Here is a 22,612-nt window from a genome sequence, read left to right on the forward strand (position 1 = left end):
TGGCGCGCAGACGGATCGCTCCTTTCCCAATCTCGAGCGGATCGCCGCCCGCAATGTCGACACCTACAGCGCCGAACAGCTCGCCTTCAGCATCGACCTCATTATCGCGGGTGCGGAGGAAAAGCTGCGCAGCGCCGGGAGGCGCTGAGGGCGTTTGACATGACGGAAATCCGGTCATCAGTCCGATGTCAGGAGGACATGCTCCAAAGGCTTCCGGAACGGGTCGCCCGATTTTCGGACTGGAGTTTTTCCAGGTGGGCGATGACGTTTCTTTCCGCGGCCATGGCGATGTGCGGATCGGTTTTGCGGTAGACGGCGGCGGCGATATTGCGGACGGTATCGGGCTTTGACGCGATATGGGCGAGGATCTGCTCTTCTCGTCGCATCCGGTTCGCGAGCAGCCGTTCGACGTAGGGTCGGGGCTCGTGAAGCACCGGCCCGTGGCCCGGCAGATAGGTCTTGTCGTCCCGGTCGAGCAGGCGTTGCAGTTGGTCGCAATAGTCGCACATGTTGCCGTCGGGCGGGCTGACGATCGAGCTGTTCCAGGTCATCACATGGTCCCCCGAAAACAGGAGGCCATCCGGCGTTGCAAAGCAGAGATGGTCGCTGGCATGACCGGGCGTGTGCAGCACGGTCACGCCGGCAATGACGTCTCCATCCTCCAGGCGCACATCCGGTTCGAAGGCATCATCGGGAAATGCGCTCGAGACATAGACGGGCAGGCCGGTCCGTTCGCGCAGCGCCGGCGCGGAGCCGAAATGGTCGGAATGATGATGGGTGATCAGGATTCCCTTCCCCCGGCCTCCCAGTCCCTCGACGACGGCATTGAAATGCGCGCTGTCTTCGACCGGCCCCGGATCGACGACGAACACGCCCGCCGCTGTGTCCAGAAGATAGGTGTTGGTGCCGTGATAGGTCATCTTGTTGGGATTGTTGGCCACGATGCGGCGCACATTTTCGGCAACCGCGACGCTTGCCGCCCGGACCGGTTCCGGCTCCGTGAAAAACATGCTCGTACCGCTCATTGGCCGCCTCCATCGATCGACCGGAGCTGCGCCCCGGCCTGCGCCTGACCGTGTTTCATCACTGATTCACCTTGTTCCCGCAAGTCATGCCCAAAATACGGCGGCGTCGGATTGACCGACGCCGCCAGTTTCGCCCTCAGGGAGGAGGTTGAGCGCGAAAGGAGCCCTCACAGCTTCTCAGCCAGTTCCGGCACGGCCAAAAACAGGTCGGCGACCAGGCCGTAATCCGCGATCTGGAAGATCGGCGCTTCCTCGTCCTTGTTGATCGCGACGATCACCTTGGAGTCCTTCATGCCGGCCAGGTGCTGGATCGCGCCGGAGATGCCGCAGGCGACATAAAGGTCGGGCGCGACCACCTTGCCGGTCTGGCCGACCTGCCAGTCGTTCGGCGCATAGCCGGCGTCGACCGCGGCGCGCGAGGCGCCAACGGCGGCCCCCAGTCTGTCGGCAAGCTGTTCGATCAGTTTAAAGTTTTCCGCCGAGCCGATGCCGCGCCCGCCGGAGACAACGATCCCGGCAGAGGTGAGGTCCGGTCGATCGCTCTCGGCCACCTTGTCCTCGACCCATTGTGAGAGGCTCGGGTTTCCGGCCGCGGACACCGTTTCGATCGGGGCCGCGCCGCCCGTTCCGGCAGCATCGAAGGTCGAGGTGCGGAAGGTGATGACCTTTTTGGCATCCGATGACTTCACCGTCTGGATCGCGTTGCCCGCATAGACCGGACGCTCGAAGGTCGCGCCGTCGACCACGCCGGAGGCATCGGAGATCACCATCACGTCAAGCAGCGCGGCCACGCGCGGCATCACGTTCTTGGCATCGGTGGTGGACGGCGCGGCGATGTGCTCGTAATCGTCGGCAAGGCTGACGATCAGCGCTGCGGTGGCTTCGGCAAGGCGATGATCCAGCGACGGGTCCTCGGCGACCAGCACCCTGGCAACGCCGTCGATCGTCGCGGCGGCCTCGCCCGCCCTGGCGGCCGAACCGCCGGCGCAGAGGATGGTGACGTCGCCCAGCTTTCGGGCGGCGGTCACGGCCTTGGCGGTTGCGTCCAGCGACAGTTCGCCGTCGGTCACTTCGGCCAGAAGCAGAACGGCCATTACAGGACTCCCTTTTCTTTGAGTTTGGCAACCAGCGTATCCACGTCCGGAACGATCTCGCCGCCGGCGCGGGCCGCGGGTTCGGTGATCTTGACGATTTCGAGGCGCGGGGAGACGTCGACGCCGTAGTCGGCGGCGGTCTTCTCGTCCAGCGGTTTCTTCTTCGCCTTCATGATGTTCGGCAGCGACGCGTAGCGCGGCTCGTTCAGGCGCAGGTCGACGGTAACAACGGCGGGCATCTTCACCTTGATGGTCTGCAGGCCACCATCCACCTCACGGGTTACGATGGCGCTGTCGCCTTCGATCTCCAGCTTGGAGGCGAAGGTGGCCTGCGACCAGCCCATCAGCGCCGAAAGCATCTGGCCAGTGGCGTTCATATCGTTGTCGATCGCCTGCTTGCCCGCAAGCACCAGACCGGGCTGTTCTTCCTCGACAATCTTGGCGAGGATCTTGGCGACGGCCAGCGGCTCGATATCGGTGTGCGCGTCGTCGGCAGCGACCACCAGGATCGCGCGGTCGGCGCCCATGGCGAGCGCCGTTCGCAGGGTTTCCTGCGCCTGCTTGACCCCGATGGAGACGGCCACGATTTCTTCCGCCTTGCCGGCCTCCTTCAGGCGGATTGCCTCCTCGACGGCGATTTCGTCAAAGGGGTTCATCGACATCTTCACATTAGCCAGTTCGACGCCGCTTCCGTCCGCTTTCACGCGGACCTTCACATTGTAATCGATCACACGCTTGACAGGTACGAGGACCTTCATTCGCCTATTCCTTTTGGTTTCTTGTTCGATGCGGTCGGTTCAGGCAATCCACATCGCTTTGGTCTGAAGGTATTCCTCGATATGCGCGGAACCGGACTCGCGACCGTAGCCGCTCATCTTGTAGCCGCCGAAGGGCACTGCGGGATCCATGCTCTGATAGCTGTTGATCCATACGGTTCCGGTCCGCAATGCGCGGCCGATCTGGTGCGCCGTGCCGATGTTCTGGGTCCAGAGACCCGCGCCGAGACCGTATTCGCTGCTATTGGCGCGATCCACGACTTCATCGACGCTATCGAAGCGGAAGACCGACAGGACCGGTCCGAAGATCTCCTCGCGCGCGATCGTCATGTCGTCGGTCACGTCGGAGAAGATCGTCGGCGCGACGAAGCTGCCTTGCGCGAGTTCCTGCGGGCGCTCGCCGCCCGTCCTCAGCGTCGCGCCCTCGGCATTGCCCTTGGCGATGTAGCCGAGCACTCTCTCCATCTGGTTGGTGTCGACCAGGGGCCCGAGTTGCGTGCCGGGGTCCAGGGGATCGCCGAGCTTGAGCTTTTCGGTTTCCGCCTTGACCATATCGACGAAGGCGTCGTGGATTTCGGACTGGACGAACAGCCGCGTTCCGGCGCTGCAGATCTGGCCCGAATTGTTGAACACCGCCGCAGCACCGGCAATAGCGGCCTTTTCCAGATCGGCATCGCGCATGATGATATGGGCGGATTTTCCGCCCAGTTCGAGCGAGAGCTTCTTGATGTTGACGGCCGAGGCGCGAACGATTTTCTGACCCGTCGAGGTCGAGCCGGTGAACGAGACCTTGTCCACGTCCGGGTGTTCCGCCAGTCGCGCGCCGGTATCGCCTTCGCCCGTGACCACGTTGACGACGCCCGGTGGCACGCCCGCTTCGAGGCAGAATTGCCCGAACAGAAGCGCGGACAGGGGCGTCTGCTCCGCCGGCTTCAGGACGACGGTGCATCCCGCCGCAAGGGCGGGGGCGATCTTCCAGACGCACATTCCGAAGGGGGCGTTCCAGGGCGTGATCGCCCCCACGACGCCGATCGGCTCCTTCAACGTGCAGACGAAGGGGTCGCCCGCGACCGAGCTTCTGAGCGTCTCTCCGTGGATGGTGGTGGCCTGACCGGCATAGTAGCGCAGAAGCTGCAGGGCGCGGCGGCGACCGGCGAGCGTCCGCGTGATCGGCGCGCCCATATCCACAGTGTCAACCGCGGCGATCAGGTCGTAATTCTTCTCGATGATGTCGGCCAGACGAAGCAGAATCTCCTGGCGCTCAAACGGGGTGAGCTTCGCCCAGGGGCCATTGAGCGCGCGGCGCGCGGCCTCAACGGCTAGGTCGATGTCGCCGGGACCGCCCCTGGCGACGCTGCCGATGACGGCGCCCGTCGCGGGGTTCCTCGTTTCCAGTAGCTCGCCGGCCTGGGCATCGCGCCAGTCGCCGTCAATCAGCAACTTCTTTGGCAGGTCCCGAAAGAGCTCTTGCGTCTGTGTGGATGTCACCTGGATACTCATTCAATCCTCTTTCATGTGGCTGTGCGAGGGGCCGATCGGCTCTTCCCGGAAAGTTGCTGTGGAGGCAAATGGCGGCGCGCCGTCTGTCCGCGAGACCCGGACGCGATCGGCGGCGTGCGGCCTGCCATATCCTTGATCTGCCAAAACGAAACTCGGATGTGCCGCGATGAGATCAGGCAGTGTTCCAGGCTCTCCGCATATCCGCGACGCTGGGTCTGCGAGCAGATGATCGCCTTGGGCAACGATATCGCAACGGGTCATCATCATTCCGTCCTCCGACTTTAAAAAAACAAACAACCGTACTTTTGTCAATCCACGGTCTGCGGTCTGTTGACGATGGATGCGAAAGAACGGAGGGCGTGGGCAAATGTTGCCGACGCCGCCCCTGGGAAGCTCCGCCGGAAGCGGCGGAGGACTGTCTCCGGTCTTCGCCTGGGCGGGACCCAAGCCTGTCAGTCCCGCAATCCGGCCAGCGCAATTTCGATCCAGGTCGAGCCGTCGCCTCTCTCCGTGGAGATGTGGAGGATTCTCTCGCGCTCCCGACCACGGTAGAGTTGCGGAACGACAAAAAAGCCATTGACAAAAGAACGGGTGTTTGTTTGTTTAATTGCGGAGCGAGTAGAACGTCATTTGCGCGGCGGAGCCGGCAAACGGGAAACCGGAAGAACCCGGGGGGAGGGTGTAGTGTATCGCCATTGCGAGCCAGGTGAGGGGTACCTCTCGACATTCGAGATGCGGATCCGCCGGCAGGCGTCGAGGTCCGGGGGTGGTCGGTTTGGATAACCTCATTCAAATCATCATCAGCGGCCTTGGCGTCGGCTGCATCTACGCGCTTGTCGCATTGGGCTTCACGCTCATCTACAAGGCGACCGAAGTCGTGAACTTCGCCCAGGGCGAACTGCTCATGCTCGGCGCCTTCGTGGCCTATACGTTCATCGGCCTTTGGGGCTGGCAATACTGGGCCGGCCTTATAGCGAGCATGGTCGTTGTCGCCTTCCTCGGCTTTACCATTGATGCCGTCATCCTGCGCAGGGTTTTGGGTCAGCCGCAATTTGCCATCGTCATGCTGACGATCGGTCTCGGCTTCATCTTTCGCGCGGTCGCCACGATGATCTGGGGCGCAAATTCCCTGGTGCTGCCGACGCCTTTCTTCGGGCAGTCCCTGACCCTTTCCGGCGTCAGTATCCCGGCCAACACGCTGGCGATGGTTGTCGGCGCGGTCCTGCTTTGCGTTCTGCTTTCGCTGTTCTTCAGCGCCACCCGCATCGGCATCGCGATGCAGGCCGCGGCCCAGAACCAGTTGGCGGCCTATTATATGGGCATCCGGGTCAAGGTCCTGTTTTCCGTTATCTGGGCCATTTCCGGCGCGACCGCGGCATTGGCAGGCGTGCTCGTTGCTCCGGCCACCCTGATCGATACCAATCTGGGCTTCATCGGTCTGAAGGCATTCGCCGCGGCCATACTGGGCGGATTCGGATCGGTTGGCGGGGCATTGATCGGCGGCCTCGTGATCGGTCTGCTCGAGCAGCTTGCGAGTTGGTACGTCCCGGATATCAAGGACATTACCGCATATATCGTTCTTCTCGCCGTCCTGCTCGTGCGTCCCCAGGGCCTGCTGGGCGCTGTTTTACGGAAAAAGGTCTGATCATGCGCACGATATTCAAGACCAGCTACCATCAGGACATCGCGCGCACAAAGGATTGGCGCGAACGCATCTGGTATATTCTCCTGGCCGCGCTTCTTCTGGTTCTTCCCTTGTTCCTGGGCACCTTCTGGGTCGGCGAGATCGCCTATGTCTTCATCCTGTGCATCATCAGCATCGGCCTGATGCTTCTGACCGGGTTTACGGGCCAGGTCTCCATCGGTCACGGAGCCTTCGTGGGCATCGGCGCCTATACCGAGGCCATCCTGCTGACCCTTGGCGTTCCGTTCGGCGTCTCGATCATAGGCGCGACCTTGCTCGCCGCCGTGATCGGCATATTGCTGGGATACCCCGCGCTTCGATTGAGCGGGCTCTATCTCGCGATCGCGACCTTGTCCTTCTCCTTCATCGTGGAGCACGTATTCATCCACTGGGAGAGTGCGACGGGCGGCTATAACGGCATGATGGTGCCGGAAGGGTCGGCCTTCGGATACACGCTCACATTCGGCACGCCGTTCTATTTTCTGTGCCTGTTGGGCGCAACGGCTGCCCTGCTGATTGCGCAAAACATCATGCGGTCTCCCACCGGTCGTGCCTTCGTGTCGATCCGGGACAGCGAGACGGCAGCCCAGTCGATGGGCGTGAACCTGGCAGCCAAGAAGACGCTCGCCTTTAGCATTTCGGCCGGCTTTGCCGGTTTCGGGGGCGCGCTGCTCGCCCACAGGATATCCTATCTGGCGCCCGACGCCTTCGGCGTGCTGATCTCCATCCAGTTCCTGCTGATGATCGTCGTGGGCGGGCTGGGCTCGTTTCACGGCGCCATCTTCCTCGGCGTGCTGCCGCAGGCCATCGCCATTCTGCGCGACGAGCTTCCGCCACAGCTTGGGCAGCAGCCTGGCCTGGAGCCGGCGCTGTTCGGTCTGATCATCGTGCTGGTCGTGCTGTTCGAACCAACCGGCATGGCTGGTCGCTGGGAAAAGATGAAAGTCTATTGCTCGCAGTTCCCGACCTATCGCAAGGCGACCTTCCGGACACAGAAGACCTACACGAAATCGGAGCGCTTCCGGTGACGCATCTGTTCAGCGCAACTTCCCTGACCCTTCAGTTCGGCGGCATCACCGCTGTCGATGACGTGACCTTCTCCATCGACCGGGGCGAGGTTTTCACGATCATAGGTCCGAACGGCGCCGGAAAATCCAGCCTGTTCAACATTATCAGCCGGATCTATCGTCCAACCTCGGGCCGGATGTTCCTCGATGGCGAGGACATCACCAACATACCGCCTCACCACGTGGCGGCGCGCGGCATCGGCCGCACCTTTCAGAATATCGAGCTGTTCGACCATGCCACGGTCCTGCGCAATCTTCTCGTCGGGCGGCAACCGCATGTCAGAACCAATTTTCTTCAGGACATGCTGTTTCTGCCGGTCGTCAGGCGCGAGGAAGTGCGCCATCGCGAGGTCGCCGAACGCGTCATCGAACTGTTGCGGCTGGAGAACGTGCGGGACGAACTGATCGCCAATCTGCCCTACGGCACCCGGAAGATTGTCGAGATTGCCCGCGCGCTGTGCTCGGAGCCAAAACTCCTGCTGCTCGATGAACCCTCGTCGGGCCTCAACCCGGAGGAAACCGACGACATGGCGTTCTGGATCGATGATATCCGGTCCGAACTCGATATCACCGTCGTGCTGGTCGAACACGACATGGGTCTCGTCAGCCGGGTATCCGACCGCGTCATGGCGCTGAACAGGGGCAAGGTCATCACGATTGACGAGCCTTCGATCGTTCAGCAGCACCCGGAAGTTCTCACCGCCTATCTGGGAGACGCCGAATGAGTGCTCCTTTTCTGAGAGTCTCGGGCATCGAAACCCACTACGGGCAGATCGCCGCCCTGCGCGGCGTGAGCCTCGATGTCGAAGCCGGATCCATCGTCACGATCCTTGGCTCCAACGGGGCCGGGAAAACCACGATCCTTAAGACGATCTCCGGTGTGCTCAATCCCACGCGGGGCGAGGTGGTGTTCGACGGACAGAATATCGAGGGGTTCGAGCCCGACCGGGTTGCCCGCCTCGGCCTTGCCCATGTGCCGGAGGGCCGGGAACTGTTCCCGTTCCTGACGGTCATGCAGAACCTGATGCTCGGGACAACGGCGCGGCGCGAAGACGACGGCGTTGAAAACGACCTTGAGATGATCTTCGACTACCTGCCGCGGCTTCGCGAACTGCAATCCCGGACCGCAGGCATGCTTTCGGGCGGCGAACAGCAGATGGTGGCCATCGGCCGCGCCCTGATGAGCCGCCCGCGCATCCTTCTTCTCGATGAGCCGTCGCTCGGCCTGTCGCCGAAACTCGTGAAGGAGGTGCTTGGCGTGGTCGCGCGCATCAATGCCGAGCAGGGGCTGACCGTGCTTCTGGTCGAGCAGAACGCCGCTCAGGCGCTGAGAGTGGCGCATTTCGGCTATGTCATAGAGACCGGCCGCGTGGTCATGGCGGATACCTGCGAAGCCCTGCGGACGAAGGAGGACATCAAGGAGTTCTACCTGGGCGCCAAGCAGGAGGGGGGACGCGCGAACCGCCGCTGGAAGAAAGCCAAGAATTGGCGCTGAGGGGGAGCAAGATGGAAACGCCGACGGTTGCCAAGCTGTTTGCCAAAGCCTGCCGGGAGCGCGGGCACAAGACCGCGTTCCGCGCGAAAGTGCATGGCATCTGGCACAGCGTGTCCTGGGAAGACTATGGCCGCAATGCGCGCAGCGCCGGTCTGGGCCTTGCCGCGCTCGGCGTGAAACGCGGCGACACGGTCTCGATCATCGCCGATCCCGCGCCGGAATGGGTCTATGTCGACCATGGCGCAATGGGCATGGGGGCGGTTTCGAACGGCATCTACACCACCGACAGTCCGGACCAGATCCAGTATATCCTCACAGACAGCCGCACGGTGGTGTGCGTGGTCCAAAACGAGGAGCAGTTGGACAAGATCCTGTCGGTGCGCGACCGCTGCCCAGATCTGAAAACGATCGTCGTGCTCGACATGGAAGGCCTGCGCGATTTCTCGGATCCGATGGTCATGAGCTTCGAGGCGTTGCAGACGCTGGGCTCGGCGCAGACGGAGCTGGACTGGGATGCGATGGTCGAGGCGGGAAAGGCCGCGGACATCGTGATGCTCATATATACCTCCGGTACGACCGGGCCGGCCAAGGGCGTGATGTTGTCCAACCGCAACCTGATAAGCGCCATCGAGACCGGTACCAGGGCCCTTGGGTTCCAGGACGGAGAGGAACAGATCAGTTTCCTGCCGCTATGCCATATCGCCGAGCGGTCCTGGACGGTGCTGTTTCCGCTGGCGACCGAGCAGATCGTGAACTTCGCCGAACAGCCAAGTACGGTCCTGCAGAACATCAGGGAAGTCCGACCCACGGCGTTCTTCGCGGTTCCCCGCTTCTGGGAGAAATTCCATTCCGACATTCAGTTGAAGGTCAAACAGGCCACCTGGTTCAACCGCAAGAGCTATGAGGCGGCTCTGGCAATCGGCGAGCGTCGCGCGGATTATGTCATCAAGGGCCGGCCCGTGCCTTTTCATATCCGCCTCCTGTTCGCGCTGGTCGATCTGTTCGTTCTCGGAAACGTCAAGCGAATGATCGGAATCGACCGGTGCCGCTTCCTGGTGACCGGCGCCGCGCCGATCGCGCCTGATCTGATCCGATGGTACTTCGCCCTCGGCAAGCCAATGCTTGAGCTCTACGGCATGACGGAGACGTCGGGCATTGCGACCGCGCCGCCGGCCGGAGAGTATCGGCTGGGCAGCGTCGGCAAGGCTGTGTCCTCCAACGAAATCCGTCTGGGCGATCAGGGCGAGATCCGAATTCGCGGGCCGAATGTTTTCGAGGGCTACCTCAACAAACCCGACCAGACCCGGGAGACCATCGTCGATGGCTGGCTGCGCACCGGCGATGTCGGTCGGATCGAGGATGACGGCTGGGTCTACATCACGGATCGGCTGAAGGACCTGATCATCACCGCCGGCGGGAAGAACATCACCCCGTCGGAGATCGAGAACCAGCTGAAATTCAGCCCCTATATCGCGGATGCGATCATTATCGGCGACCGGCGGCCATATCTCAGCTGTCTCATTCTTCTGGATCAGGAGAATGTGTCCCAATACGCCCTCGACCGGGGCTACGCCTTCACCGATTACCCGTCGCTCTGCCGGATCCCCGAAATACGGCAGTTGATATCCACCGAGGTCGATGCGGTCAATGCGCGGTTCTCCCGGGTCGAGAACATCAGAAAATTTACCCTCATCGAACAGCAGCTCTCGGCCGAGGACGAGGAGATCACGCCCACGATGAAGATGAAGAGAAAGCTCGTCGAGCGGAAATACAGCTCGGTCATCGAGCGCATGTACGTGACATTGGAAAGTTGAGGAAAGAACATGACAGTTAGGTTCGATAACCGCGTCGCCATCGTAACCGGTGCTGGTGCAGGTCTGGGCAGGGAACATGCGCTGCTGCTTGCAAGCCTTGGCGCAAGCGTCGTGGTGAACGATCTGGGCGGCGCCGTCGATGGCAGCGGCTCGGGCAGCAGCGCCGCCGATGCCGTGGTGGCGGAAATCGTCGCGGCCGGCGGCAAGGCCGTCGCCAACTACGATAGCGTCGCCACGCCCGAGGGCGCCGAAGGCATCGTGAAAACCGCCATTGATGCATTCGGCGGCGTCCACGTGCTGGTCAACAATGCCGGGATCCTGCGGGACAAGAGTTTCGCCAAGATGCGGATCGAAGACTTCGAGGCGGTTCTCGATGTGCATCTGAGGGGATCGATCTACTGCACCAAGGCCGTCTGGCCGCACCTGATCGAACAGGAATATGGTCGCGTCATCTTCACCACGTCGATTGCCGGCACGAACGGCAATTTCGGACAGTCCAATTATGGCACCGCCAAAATGGGCATGCTCGGCCTGATGAACTGCCTCGCCATTGAGGGCGCGCGGAAGAACGTCCTGCTCAATGCGGTTTCTCCGGCCGCCAACACCCGCATGACCGTCGGTCTGGTTCCGCCGGCAATCGAGGAGCATATGGGCCCGCACCAGGTCTCCCCCGCTGTCGCCTATCTCTGCAGCGAAGCCTGCACGTCCACCGCGACGATCATCTCGGCGGGCGCCGGCGGGTTCGGTCGCGTCCACTACTTCGAAACGGAGGGCGTTCAATTCGATCCCGCCAAGGAGATCACGCCCGACATGTTTGCCGAGGCTTTCGACCGCATCACCGCGCTCGATACGGCGAAGCCCACGACCCCGGGACCCGCGGGTCTTCTGGAAGAGCGCATGAAATTGCTGAACAATTCCTGATCAGCAAGTGGAGGAGGAAAATATGAAGAGGACATCATTTCTCGCGGCCGGTTTCGCGGCGGCGTTGATATCCGGGCCGGCAATCGGCCAGGAGGTTCGAGGCATCACCGACGATACGATCCGCCTCGGCACGCATCTCGATCTCAGCGGGCCGACGGCGAATTTCGGCGTGCCCGCCTCGAACGCGCTGCGCATGGCTGCCGAAAAGATCAACGAAAACGGCGGCATCAACGGACGCGAGATCGAAATCATCATCGAGGACAATCAGTACCAGGTGCCCCGAGCGGTGCAGGCCGTCAACAAGCTGATCTACCGCGACGACATCTTCGCGATGATCGGCGCGCTCGGCACCTCGATGAACAATGCCGCGATGCCGATCCAGAAAAAGGAAGGGGTTCCGAACCTGTTTCCGACGGGGCAGGCCCGGTCCCTCTGGGAGCCGCTTAGCCCGCTGAATTTCGCCGCCACTTCGAGCTATTACGACCAGATCCGGTCCGGGCTGAAATATCTCGTCGACAATGAAGGCATCGACAAGGTCTGCGCGCTCTATCAGAGCAACGACTTCGGAGAGGAGGTCTTTGCAGGCATTGAAGATCAGGCCGAGGCAAGCGGCGTCGAAATCGTGGCGACGGCGACATACAAGCCGACGGACAATGATTTCACGAGCCAGCTGCTGCAGCTGAAATCATCGGGTTGCGGGGTTCTCGCATTGGGTTCGCTCGGCCGGGATTCCATCCTGATCTACACGGCGGCGCGTCAGAATGGGCTCGACATACCGGTTGTCGGGGTATCTGCCAGTTATGACCCGACCATCGCCGCAGCGCCGGGAACCGACGGCCTCTATGCGGTGATCCCGACCGTGGTGCCGAGCGATGAAGACGCCAGCCCGGAAGCGAAGGCTTTCATGGAGGAATTCGCCTCCCGATACGGCACTGATATCAACGCAACCGCCATCAACGCGATCAACGCCTTGAACGTGACCGCTCTGGCGCTCGAGAACGCGGGGCGGGACATCACCCTGGACAAGTTCCTCGCCGCTCTGGAAGATGTGAAGGACTATCAGTCCTATTGGGGCACGCCGCCGATGAGCTTCAGCGCCGAGAGCCATCAGGGCACAAAGTCCTCCTATCTCTACCAGATTCAGGACGGGGACTATGTCGAGGTTTCCGATTCCGTCGAATACTGATCGCGGGCCGCGCGATCTTGTGGTCGCGCGGCTTTTCCAATGGAGTGCGTCATGTCCATCATCAACACGCCGGAAAACCTTGCCTTTCGCGAAGAGGTCCGGTCGTTCATCCGAGACAATCTGCCCGCCGAGCTTTCCAACCACGCGCGGTATCATTCGCATAGCCCGAAGGAACACGTGGTCCGCTGGCACAAGATTTTGCATGCGCGCGGTTGGGGTGCACCGAGCTGGCCGAAGGAGTTCGGCGGAACGGGATGGTCCGCCGCCAAGCGGTATATCTTCGAGGAGGAGGCCGCCGCATCCGACGCGCCGGCACTCTCGCCATTCGGACTGGGGATGATCGGGCCGGTCCTCTACACCTTCGGGACGGACGAGCAAAAGGAAAGGTTTCTTCCCCGTATCCTGTCGATGGACGACATCTGGTGCCAGGGCTTTTCCGAACCGGGCGCCGGATCGGACTTGGCCTCCCTCAAGACCAGAGCAACGCGCGACGGCGACGATTTCGTCGTGAACGGCAGCAAGATCTGGACAAGCGACGCCCACCGCGCCGACTGGATGTTCTGCCTGGTGCGCACCAATCCGGAAGGAAAGCCGCAGGCCGGCATCTCCATGCTGCTGATCGACATGAAGAGCCCCGGCGTGACGGTCCGTCCGATTATCGGTCTGGATGGCGGCCACAGTCTCAACGAGGTGTTCCTCGACTCCGTCCGGGTTCCCGCGGCGAACCTCGTCGGTGAGGAAAACAAGGGCTGGACCTATGCCAAGTTCCTGCTCGCGCACGAACGCGTGCTGACCGCCGATGTCGGACGATCAAAACGCAGGCTGGCGATCCTCAAGGAGGTTCTTGCCGAAGAAACGACCGGGCCGACAGACCCCTGTCTTTGGCGCAAGGTCGCCGCTCTGGAGATCCAGCTTCTGGCACTGGAAAGCCTTGCGCTCGAAACGGTCGAACGCGAACACCTCGCAGAGCATATCGCTGCCGAACCGAGCATTCTGAAACTACGCGGCTCCAATCTGCTGCAAGCCATCCTCGAACTGACGGTGGATGCGCTGGGTTACGATGCCATCCCGTTCGATCCCGACGCTGCCTCCGGCCACGACACGCCCGCCTTTCCCGCATATGCGGCCGGTCTGCTGGAGGAATATTTCTATCGCCGGGCGGCGACCGTTTATGGCGGTTCGAACGAGACCCAGAAGAACATCGTGTCGAAACTGATACTGAACGGGTAAGCTATGATCTTTCATCTTCTGAATGAAGAGCAAACCATCCTGGCATCGAGCCTCGATGGCTGGTTCAGGGCCAATATTCCGCCCGTCACCGAACGCCAGCCAGGCACGATCGTCTCGCAAGCGGCCTTTGCCGAACTGGGTTTGCTGGGCCTTCTGGTGCCCGAGCGCCATGGCGGCCTGGAAGCGTCGGGCGTAGAGCTTGCCGTGGTCGGCGGTCTGCTCGGCCGACACCTTGTCGCCGACCCCTTTCTTCCGACGGCCATTCTCGCGACCGGACTGATCAATGCATGCGGCGACGAGAAGCAGAAATCGGACTGGTTGCCGCCGCTGGTCGCGGGCGAACAGGCATGGTCGGCGGCGCTCTACGAACGCGGCAAGGGCTATGATTGCGCCGCGCCTGAGACCAAGGTTCGGGAGCATGAGGGGCAACTTGTTCTCAACGGATCGAAGATCGACCTTGAGGGCGACATCCGCGGCCAGAACCTCATCGTTTCGGCAAGCGACGAAAAAGGCGAGATGGAGCTCTATGTTGTCGATGCCGATGCCTGCGAGATCGACATCGCAGACGGGGTCGACGGGGCGTCGATCTCGGCCGTGCGTTTCAACGACGTCCCCGCCCTTGGAAAGCTGGCTGCTTCGAGCGATGTCCCTGCCGCGCTCGAAAACGTCATCGACCACTGCCTCGTCTTCACAAGCGCGGAGGCCGTCGGGGCCATGGGCTACGCCTATGAAGCCACGCTGGAATATATCCAGAACCGCAAACAGTTTGGGCAGCGGCTCAGCGACTTCCAGGTGCTGCGGCACAGGGCGGTCGAGATGAAGATGGAGCTGGACCTTGCCAGCGCCATGGTCGCCAGCGCGGCGCGCGAACTGAACGGCCCATACTCGAGGCGCTATGCGGTGGCCGCAAAGGCGACGACCGGTCGCGCCGGCCGGTTCGTGGGGCAGGAGGCGCTGCAGCTTCACGGCGGCATGGGCATGACCCATGAAATGGCCGTCGGCCGGTATCTGAAGCGTCTCATTGCGCTCGACGCATCCTTCGGAAACGCCGTCTTTCAGGAACGGCAGTTCGAAAACTTCAGCCGGGGTCTCAAATGACCGGCGCCCTGGTGAAGCTTGAGATGAAGGGCAGCATCGCGGTTCTGAGGCTGAACGCTCCGGATCGCCTGAACGCCCTTTCGCTCGATCTTCTGACGGAACTGCGGAGCGTTTTGCGCGCGACGGCGGAAGACGCCGATGTTCGTTGCCTTGTCGTCACCGGCGAGGGCCGGGGCTTCTGTGCGGGCGCCGATCTCAACGAGGCAGGCAGCGATCCCGACCAGTCCGTGCTTGAGACCGTCTATCACCCGATCCTGCGTCGGCTGCGCGATTTTCCCGTTCCAATCGTCGCGGCGGTCAATGGTCCGGCCGTTGGGGCCGGCATGTCGCTCGCCCTGATGGCCGACATTCTGATCGCTTCGGAAAACGCCTATTTTCAGCAGGCCTTCCGCAATATCGGGCTGGTGCCCGATTGCGGCGCCACCTGGCTGCTGCCGCGCGCCATCGGACGCCCGCGCGCCAATCTGATGTCGCTGACCGGCGAGCGGGTTACGGCGACGACGGCGCTCGACTGGGGAATGGCGGCCGAGGTCGTCGCGCACGACAACCTGCTGCCGCGGGCGATCGAGATCGCGAATATGATCGCTTCCGGGCCTTCAAACGCCCTTCGCCGGACACGTGAACTGTACTGGCGAACTTACGATACATGCTTCGAGGAGCAGATCGCTCTCGAAGATCTGATGCAACGGGAAGCCGTTGCTTCCGGGGACTTCCGGGAAGGCGTCGAGGCCTTCATCAACAAGCGTCCCCCCAGCTTCCTTCCAAGAAGTGGTACCATGAGATGAAACTTTCCGATTCCGGCTACATTGTCGGCGCCTATGAGCACCCGATACGAAAGGCCGATACCCAGACAATCGCGCAACTCCACGCCGAAGTCGCGCGCGGCGCGCTGGAAGATGCGGGGCTGACAATCCAGGACATTGACGGTTACGCCTGCGCCGGCGATGCGCCGGGGCTCGGTCCGCTGTCGATGGTCGAGTATCTCGGCATCAATCCGCGCTATGTCGACACGACCGAGACCGGCGGCTCATCCTACCTCATCCAGGTCGCCCACATGGCCCGCGCGATCGCGGCCGGCAAATGCACGATCGGCCTGATCACCCAGGCCGGCAAGCCCCGCACGGGCATTGCGCCGGCGGCCGAGGGACGGTTCGGTTCCGACCCCGAAACCCCGGACGTGCCCTACGAACTTCCCTTCAGGCCCACGATCGCCAATATCTACGGCATGTGCGCGAACCGGCACATGCACGAGTTCGGCACCACCAGCGAGCAGCTGGCCTGGATCAAGGTCGCCGCGTCGCAGCATGCGCAACACAATCCACATGCAATGCTGCCGAAGCCCGTGACCGTGGAAGAGGTCCTGGCATCGCCGATCATCGCCGACCCGCTCCACCGTCTGGATTGCTGTGTTGTCAGCGATGGCGGAGGCGCGGTGATCGTCACGTCGGCGGAGGTGGCGAAAAGCCTCAAGCGTCCGCTGGTGCGGGTGAAGGGCTCCGGTGAAGCGGTCAAGCACCTGTCGAACGGCAAGGTCGACCTGACCTTTTCCGGCGGCGTCCGTTCGGGCGCGGAGGCCTATGCGGAGGCCGGGGTCACGGCGGCCGACATCAAATACGCCTCCATCTATGACAGCTTCACCATCACGGTTCTCATCACGCTTGAGGATCTCGGCTTCTGCGCAAAGGGCGAAGGCGGACGCTTCGTGGCCGATGGCGGGCTCATCTCCGGCACGGGGAGGTTGCCGGTGAACACCGATGGCGGCGGGCTCTGCAACAATCATCCCGCCAATCGGGGCGGCATGATCAAGATCCTCGAAGCCGTTCGGCAGTTGCGCGGCGAGGCGCATCCCGCCGTCCAGGTGCGCAATTGCGATCTGGCGCTGGCCCACGGGACCGGGGGATATCTCGGCACCCGTCACGGCAGCGCGACGCTGGTTCTGGAAAGGGTATGAGCGATGACCGACACCATGCTTCAACCTGACCGCGACACTCCGCCCTACTGGAGGTCTGAATCCGGATCGTTGATCATCCGGGTCTGCGACGATTGCGGTTCTGCAAACTATTATCCGCGACCGCACTGCGCGGAGTGTTTCGGCACCAATCAATCCTGGCAGGAATGCAGTGGGGCTGGGCATATCTATGCCGTGAGCGTTACACGCCGCGGCGCCGAACCCTATGCGATCGCCTTCGTAACCCTTGAGGAAGGGCCGCGTCTGCTGACCAATATCGTCGATTGCGATCTCGATGCTTTGCGCATCGATCAAAAGGTGCAGCTCACCTTCCGGGAGCTTGCGGGCGGTCTGGCGCCTTGCTTCACACCGGTGGAAGAGCAGGGAGGCAAATCATGAGATCGGCGCCCTCTTACGACATTCGCGAGGTCGCGGACATCGTCCGCCATTTCGGCAAGGTGAAACCCGAGGCGCCGGCGGTCAGCTTTGGCGAAACGACGCATTCCTACGCCGGGCTCGACCATGAAACCAGCAGGCTCGCCCAGGCGCTTCTGGCGAAAGGATTTCGCGCCGGAGACAGAATTGCCTATCTCGGCAAGAATACCGATTTCTTCACCCAGCTCTATTTCGCCTGCGCCAAGTCGCAGGTGACGCTGGTGCCGCTCAACTGGCGGCTGACGGCATTCGAGCTCCAGCAGATCCTCGCTGACAGTGGCGCGAAGCTGCTGTTTCACACGCCGGAATATGCCGCCACGTCGCGCGAGTTGCAGGGGCTGATCGACGGTCTCGACCTTGTGGCGCTTTCTTCCGGCGATGATCCAGGGTCGATAGCAGAGTGGGTCGGCGACAGCCCCGACACCGATCCCCGACTTGCCGTCGACGGTTCGGCGATTGTGATACAGATCTACACGTCCGGAACCACGGGCAGGCCGAAGGGCGTCCAGCTCTCCAACGACAATATCGTCGCATCCCTGAAATCCGGCGATGCCGGGGCTTACGGGCCCTGGTCCGACAATGAGACGGCCCTGATGTGCCTGCCGTTCTTCCATGTGGGCGGGGCGCAATCCGGTCTCCATATCCTGCATCACGGCGGGCATATGGTGATCGTGGCCGACGCCCACCCGGACACCATCTTCGATGCGTTTGAAAAATGGCCCCTGAACCGGATGGGGGTCGTGCCCTCGGTGCTGCAATTCTGCCTCGAACACGAACGCTGCGCCAAGATGGACTTCTCCAGGCTCCGCACGATCACCTATGGCGGATCGCCGATTTCCGAAAGCGTGTTCCGGCGCGCGAAGGCGGTCTTCGGATGCGACCTGATCCAGCTCTTCGCCATGACGGAAACCGCTTCCGTCGGCACGGTCCTGTCGACGGAGGATTTCGAGACCGGCTCCGCCGAGCGGCAGCGCTCCGTCGGCCGGGCCGCGCCGCTGATGGACGTCAAGATCGTTCGCGAGGACGGTACCGATGCCGCCCCACGCGAGATTGGCGAGATTGTCGTCAGGGGCGCGCCCGTTTTTGCAGGCTATTGGGGAATGGAGGAGGAGACCCGCCACGTCAAGCGCGGCGGCTGGTTCCACACCGGCGATGCCGGCTACGCCGACGAAGAGGGCTTTCTCTACGTCCATGACCGGATCAAGGACATGGTCGTGACGGGCGGCGAGAATGTCTTTCCCGCCGAGGTCGAGAATGTTCTGGCGGATTGTCCCGGCGTCAGCGACGTCGCCGTCATCGGGGTTCCGGACGAGCGCTGGGGAGAGGCCGTCAAGGCGATCGTCGTCAGGGCCCCTGATTCCGAGCTGACGCAGGCGGACCTGCTTGCCTTCGCCCGCAAGCGTCTGGCCGGCTACAAGATTCCCAAGAGTGTCGACTTTGTCGATGCGCTTCCGCGAAACGCCGCAGGCAAGATCCTGAAGCGCGTCCTACGAGAACCCTACTGGGCGAACAATTCACGACAGGTCAATTGAAGGTATCAAGATGCAGCATTTTTCGTCCCCCCGGGAATTGGTCAATCTGGCCGGAACCACGTTCGAGCCAAGCGAATGGATGACGATCACGCAGGAAACCATCGACGCTTTCGCGCAGGCAACCGGCGATCACCAGTGGATTCATGTTGATGTCGAACGCGCCAAGCGGGAAGCCCCGGGCGGCAAGACGATCGCCCACGGCTACCTTCTTATGTCCCTTCTCGGCACGCTGATGCCGCAGATACTGGAGGTGAAATCCGATCGTATCCTGAACTACGGTTCGAACAAGACGCGCTTCCTCGCCGCCGTGCCCGTGGACAGCCGTGTGAGGCTGGTGCTGACCCTGAAGGAGACCGAGGAAACCCCGGCCGGCCTGAGGGTAACCTATGGCGTGACCTTCGAACTGGAGGGCGCACCAAAGCCCGCCATGATCTCGGAAATTCTGTTCGTCTATGGCTGAGAGCGGCCGAAAGGGCGACGGCTTGGTCGTCCTCAAGCATGATGGCGATATCGGCATCATCGTCTTGAACCGGCCCGAGAAGCTGAACGCCGTCACGCGGGCCATGACCCTCCGCCTGATCGAAACGGTCGACAGCGCCGATCGTGACGACGGCATCCGCGCCATCGTCATCACCGGAGCCGGACGCGCCTTCTGTGCCGGTGCCGATCTCAGTGGTTCGGCGCCGTTCTTCGATGCCGCGAATAGCCCGGATAGCGCATTCGATCCGGATGCGGACCGCGATCTCGGCGGCGTTGTCACCATGCGTCTTCTGGAATGCCGGAAACCGGTGATCGCGGCGATCAATGGTGCGGCCATCGGCTTTGGCGCGACGCTGGTTCTGCCGGCTGATGCGCGGTTTTGCAGCGACGATGCAAAGTTCGCCTATCCCTTCACGCGCCGCGGCATCGTTCCCGACGGCGCGGCCAACTGGTTCCTGCCAAGGGCGGTGGGCATGGCAACGGCATTGGATTGGTGCCTCTCCGGAAGGAGCATTTCTTCGGCGGAAGCGCTCGAAAAGGGATTGGTGCGCGCCGTTCTTCCGAAAGAGCAGGTCGTTTCCGCCGCAATAGAGTACGCGCGCGCTCAGACTGCGGAAACCGCTCCGGTTTCGGTGGCGCTGACCAGGCGTCTTCTATGGACACAGTCGATGTCCGAGACCCCCATGGCCGCGCATCTCGAAGAGAGCCGGCTGCTCAAGGCGCGGTCGCGCTCGTCGGACGCCAGGGAGGGCGTTGAAAGTTTTCTGCAAAAGCGCGCGCCCGACTTCCGTGATCGGGTCTCCGAGATGCTCCGCGAGCTTTTGCCCCCGAAAAGCTAGTCGTCCTTTGGCCCGGACTGGAGGAGCAGGCTGTTCTGCTCGCCGAGCTTTGGCGCGTGCAGGCTTTCGGATGATACCGATAGCGCGCTGTCGATCGGAACCGTCGTGCCTGTGAGGGTGCGGCCGTCGCGGGTTACCACCTTGCGATCGAAGGTTCCCGTCGCGGCGAAATGCTGGTCCGCCATCGCTTCTTCCATGTTGCGGACTTTCGCGCAGCAACAATCCGCGCCGAGCAGGCTGTCCCAGTGATCCGCCGGCGCCTGCGCTATGATTGCGGCGACCGCGGACCGCGTCCGCTCGGGATCCTGCGCGTCATCCCTGTATTCCTCGGGGAGTTCGATCAATTCACAGAACCGCTGCCAGAAACGGTCCTCGATCGGCGCGGCGGCGAGATAATGTCCGTCGCCCGCCTCGTAGATGGCGTAGCGCGGTGACCCGCCCGTCAGCAGCGCGTCGGAAGGGGCGGGCGGCTTTCCGTGGAAAGCGGTCTCGCCCACCGCCCAGTATTGCAGCGCGAAAAGGTTGCGGGTCATGGAGATGTCGAGATGGCAGCCGTCGCCGGTCTTCTCCTTCTTGCGCAGGGCCAGAAGGATGTTCATGACCGCCGGATAGCTGCCGCCGGCGATGTCGGCAATGGTGACCTGGGGCACCGTGGGCCGGCCGGAGCGGTCGCCCGACAGGGAAAGCAGTCCCGTCTCCGCGCAGTAATTGAGGTCGTGACCGGCCTTCATGCGCGCCGGACCGGTCTGCCCGTAGCCGGTGATCGAACAGTAGACGATGCCCGGGTTGACCGCGCGGATCGCGTCGTAGCCGAATCCCAGTCTTTCCATCACGCCGGGCCGGAACTGCTCGATCAGCACATCCGCTTCGGCAAGCAGGGGTTCCAGCATGCCAAAAGCACGCGGGTCCTTGAGGTCGACACAGACCGATTTCTTGCCGCGATTGAGCATGGCGAAGCTCAGGCTTTCCTCGCCTGAGAAAGGCGGAATCATGCGCAATTCATCGCCGGTGCCGGGTCGTTCGACCTTGACGACATCGGCGCCGGCTTCCGACAGGATGAGGCTTGCCATGGGTCCCGGCAGATGAAAACTGAAGTCGATTACCTTGACGTCTTCAAGTGGGTGCATGACATTTCCCTTTTGACCAGTGCCACCAGCTATTTCCCTGCGCTGTTGCACTGCGCCTGTTGGCAGTGAGACCGGCAGGGGATTCATTCGGTCAGGGAACGCGCGCGCTTGGCGGGGCAAACGCGTTCCCTTGCGTTTTGTGAACATTGACGTCGCCGCCCTGTTCATTCCTGTGCAGTTTCAGCGGCCGATCACGGCAGGAAGTTTTCGATCGGATCGTTCTTCCAGATCGTCAGGACTTCCTCGTCCGAAAGGTCACCGTATTCCGCCGAAAGTGCGGCGAGGGAGGAAAGCACCTCGTCCACCGACGGATCCTGCAAGTCCTTGTTCTTCTCGCGGAACTCGCCGATCATCGGATCCAGCCGGCGGCGGATCTCGGCCCTGTCCTCTGCTGACGGTTCGACAATGGTCACGCCTTCGGCTGCCATCTTCTCGAGCCCTTCGGATGTGAGTTGTTCGTACATCTCCGCCATGTTGATCATGGCATTGTTGCCGGCCTCCTTGAAGACATTCTGCAGGTCCTCGGGAAGGCCATCATACATGTCCTTGCGCATGCCGATGGCGACGAAAACCCGCGCGGCGCGTGTTCTGTAGAGATGCTGGGCCTGTTCGTGAAGGTTGTAGGCCTCCATATCACCGGGCGCCAGGAACGCGCCGTCGACAACCCCGCTCTGCAGCGCGGAATAGGCATCGGCGACCGAAATGTTCACCGGAACCGCGCCGAGGCGCGTGACGATCTCGGTGGCGGTCGTTCCGGCCGCGCGGATCTTGAGGCCCTTCAGGTCTTCCAGCGTGTTGATCGGCACATCGGCGAGTATATCGTAAGTCGCTGTTGTGCCGGCGAAGGCCAGGTAGATGCCCATCTTTTCATATTCCGGGCGCATGTAGTCGGCGTATTCTTCGTTCACGACCCGGCCGGCGGCGATATTGCTGTCCGGGAGGACGTAGGGCAGATCCATGGCATGGATCAGTTGAAAGCTCGAGGCCATGTAAACGGGGTAGGCAGGAGCGACATCGACGATCCCGGACGCCAGAGCCTTGAAGCCCTCGGTCACATGGTGCAGAACGCCGTTCGGATATCTGTCCACCTTGATGCGCCCGTCGCTCAGGGTCTCCAGGTCCCGGGCGTAAGGCTCATAGACGCTCTGCCATGCCAGCGTGGTATCGGGATTGTTGTAGGACAGTTTTATCGTGACCTCCTCAGCCATGACCTGACCCGACATCATGAAAATAGCGGAAGCGATCGCTGCCGTTTTAAGCTTGCCTATCATGTGCTTATGTCTCCTCTACAGTCTGCACAGTTTCATTGACACGTCAGAAACCCGTTATCCGCGTCGGACCGCCTGTGATGCCCGCCGTCC

At 62.1% G+C, this 22,612-nt stretch carries 22 protein-coding genes; 15 read left to right on the forward strand and 7 right to left on the reverse strand.

Going from position 1 to position 22,612, the window contains the following annotated elements; all coding sequences use genetic code 11:
• Window positions 1–188: 188 nt before the first annotated feature.
• The 5 genes from V6767_RS17525 to V6767_RS17545 all read right to left on the reverse strand — a co-directional run bounded on the left by V6767_RS17525 (window position 189) and on the right by V6767_RS17545 (window position 4,662).
• Entirely contained in the window at window positions 189–1,025 is an 837-nt protein-coding gene (locus V6767_RS17525; protein ID WP_448474628.1) for an MBL fold metallo-hydrolase, read from the reverse strand.
• Window positions 1,026–1,192: 167 nt separating this feature from the next.
• Complete coding sequence (locus V6767_RS17530) at window positions 1,193–2,119, reverse strand: electron transfer flavoprotein subunit alpha/FixB family protein (protein ID WP_448474629.1); 927 nt, start codon at window positions 2,117–2,119, stop codon at window positions 1,193–1,195.
• The gene (locus V6767_RS17535) at window positions 2,119–2,877 is read right to left on the reverse strand and encodes an electron transfer flavoprotein subunit beta/FixA family protein (protein ID WP_448474630.1); all 759 of its coding nucleotides are present in this window, start codon (window positions 2,875–2,877) and stop codon (window positions 2,119–2,121) included. The genes V6767_RS17530 and V6767_RS17535 overlap by 1 nt, the downstream gene beginning before the upstream one ends.
• A 39-nt stretch (window positions 2,878–2,916) precedes the next feature.
• Window positions 2,917–4,395, reverse strand: a complete 1,479-nt coding sequence (locus V6767_RS17540; RefSeq protein WP_448474631.1) for an aldehyde dehydrogenase family protein — start codon at window positions 4,393–4,395, stop codon at window positions 2,917–2,919.
• Window positions 4,396–4,662, reverse strand: coding sequence for a hypothetical protein (locus tag V6767_RS17545; protein ID WP_448474632.1), 267 nt, complete (start codon window positions 4,660–4,662; stop codon window positions 4,396–4,398). It lies immediately after the preceding gene.
• A 499-nt stretch (window positions 4,663–5,161) separates the two neighbouring features.
• Here V6767_RS17545 and V6767_RS17550 point away from each other — a divergent pair, with 499 nt between their 5' ends.
• Genes V6767_RS17550 through V6767_RS17620 form a run of 15 tightly spaced genes read left to right on the forward strand, consistent with a single transcriptional unit; the run spans window position 5,162 to window position 20,124 of the window.
• Window positions 5,162–6,040 (forward strand): branched-chain amino acid ABC transporter permease, encoded by an 879-nt coding sequence (locus V6767_RS17550; RefSeq protein WP_448474633.1) that lies wholly within the window; start codon window positions 5,162–5,164, stop codon window positions 6,038–6,040.
• Window positions 6,041–6,042: 2 nt separating this feature from the next.
• Window positions 6,043–7,107: a branched-chain amino acid ABC transporter permease gene (locus V6767_RS17555; protein WP_448474634.1), complete on the forward strand. Its 1,065-nt coding sequence runs from the start codon at window positions 6,043–6,045 to the stop codon at window positions 7,105–7,107.
• Complete coding sequence (locus tag V6767_RS17560; protein ID WP_448426397.1) at window positions 7,104–7,871, forward strand: ABC transporter ATP-binding protein; 768 nt, start codon at window positions 7,104–7,106, stop codon at window positions 7,869–7,871. The genes V6767_RS17555 and V6767_RS17560 overlap by 4 nt, the downstream gene beginning before the upstream one ends.
• Window positions 7,868–8,641, forward strand: a complete 774-nt coding sequence (locus tag V6767_RS17565) for an ABC transporter ATP-binding protein (RefSeq protein ID WP_448474635.1) — start codon at window positions 7,868–7,870, stop codon at window positions 8,639–8,641. The genes V6767_RS17560 and V6767_RS17565 overlap by 4 nt, the downstream gene beginning before the upstream one ends.
• Window positions 8,642–8,652: 11 nt before the next feature.
• Entirely contained in the window at window positions 8,653–10,455 is a 1,803-nt protein-coding gene (locus V6767_RS17570; RefSeq protein WP_448474636.1) for an AMP-dependent synthetase/ligase, read from the forward strand.
• 9 nt (window positions 10,456–10,464) lie between these two features.
• A complete protein-coding gene (locus V6767_RS17575; protein WP_448474637.1) occupies window positions 10,465–11,376 on the forward strand; it encodes an SDR family oxidoreductase in 912 nt (303 codons plus the stop codon).
• 22 nt (window positions 11,377–11,398) lie between these two features.
• Window positions 11,399–12,562: an ABC transporter substrate-binding protein gene (locus tag V6767_RS17580; RefSeq protein ID WP_448474638.1), complete on the forward strand. Its 1,164-nt coding sequence runs from the start codon at window positions 11,399–11,401 to the stop codon at window positions 12,560–12,562.
• A gap of 51 nt (window positions 12,563–12,613) precedes the next feature.
• Window positions 12,614–13,792 carry an acyl-CoA dehydrogenase family protein gene (locus V6767_RS17585; protein ID WP_448474639.1) on the forward strand — a complete coding sequence of 393 codons (1,179 nt, stop codon included), beginning with the start codon at window positions 12,614–12,616 and terminating at the stop codon, window positions 13,790–13,792.
• 3 nt (window positions 13,793–13,795) lie between these two features.
• Window positions 13,796–14,890, forward strand: coding sequence for an acyl-CoA dehydrogenase family protein (locus V6767_RS17590; RefSeq protein WP_448474640.1), 1,095 nt, complete (start codon window positions 13,796–13,798; stop codon window positions 14,888–14,890).
• Window positions 14,887–15,675 carry an enoyl-CoA hydratase-related protein gene (locus tag V6767_RS17595; RefSeq protein WP_448474641.1) on the forward strand — a complete coding sequence of 263 codons (789 nt, stop codon included), beginning with the start codon at window positions 14,887–14,889 and terminating at the stop codon, window positions 15,673–15,675. Before V6767_RS17590 ends, V6767_RS17595 begins: the two co-directional genes overlap by 4 nt.
• A complete protein-coding gene (locus V6767_RS17600; RefSeq protein ID WP_448474642.1) occupies window positions 15,672–16,841 on the forward strand; it encodes a thiolase domain-containing protein in 1,170 nt (389 codons plus the stop codon). The genes V6767_RS17595 and V6767_RS17600 overlap by 4 nt, the downstream gene beginning before the upstream one ends.
• A 3-nt stretch (window positions 16,842–16,844) precedes the next feature.
• Entirely contained in the window at window positions 16,845–17,237 is a 393-nt protein-coding gene (locus tag V6767_RS17605; protein WP_448474643.1) for a Zn-ribbon domain-containing OB-fold protein, read from the forward strand.
• On the forward strand, window positions 17,234–18,805 hold the full coding sequence (locus V6767_RS17610; protein WP_448474644.1) for a long-chain-fatty-acid--CoA ligase: 1,572 nt from the start codon (window positions 17,234–17,236) through the stop codon (window positions 18,803–18,805). The genes V6767_RS17605 and V6767_RS17610 overlap by 4 nt, the downstream gene beginning before the upstream one ends.
• 10 nt (window positions 18,806–18,815) lie before the next feature.
• Window positions 18,816–19,265 carry a MaoC family dehydratase gene (locus V6767_RS17615; protein WP_448474645.1) on the forward strand — a complete coding sequence of 150 codons (450 nt, stop codon included), beginning with the start codon at window positions 18,816–18,818 and terminating at the stop codon, window positions 19,263–19,265.
• Complete coding sequence (locus V6767_RS17620) at window positions 19,258–20,124, forward strand: enoyl-CoA hydratase-related protein (RefSeq protein ID WP_448474646.1); 867 nt, start codon at window positions 19,258–19,260, stop codon at window positions 20,122–20,124. Before V6767_RS17615 ends, V6767_RS17620 begins: the two co-directional genes overlap by 8 nt.
• On the opposite strand, the gene V6767_RS17625 is transcribed toward V6767_RS17620, so the two are convergent.
• Entirely contained in the window at window positions 20,121–21,398 is a 1,278-nt protein-coding gene (locus V6767_RS17625) for a CaiB/BaiF CoA transferase family protein (RefSeq protein WP_448474647.1), read from the reverse strand. The genes V6767_RS17620 and V6767_RS17625 overlap by 4 nt on opposite strands.
• A gap of 44 nt (window positions 21,399–21,442) precedes the next feature.
• The gene (locus V6767_RS17630; protein ID WP_448426415.1) at window positions 21,443–22,522 is read right to left on the reverse strand and encodes a TRAP transporter substrate-binding protein; all 1,080 of its coding nucleotides are present in this window, start codon (window positions 22,520–22,522) and stop codon (window positions 21,443–21,445) included.
• Window positions 22,523–22,612 lie beyond the last annotated feature (90 nt).

Source organism: Martelella sp. FLE1502 (genome assembly GCF_053484255.1).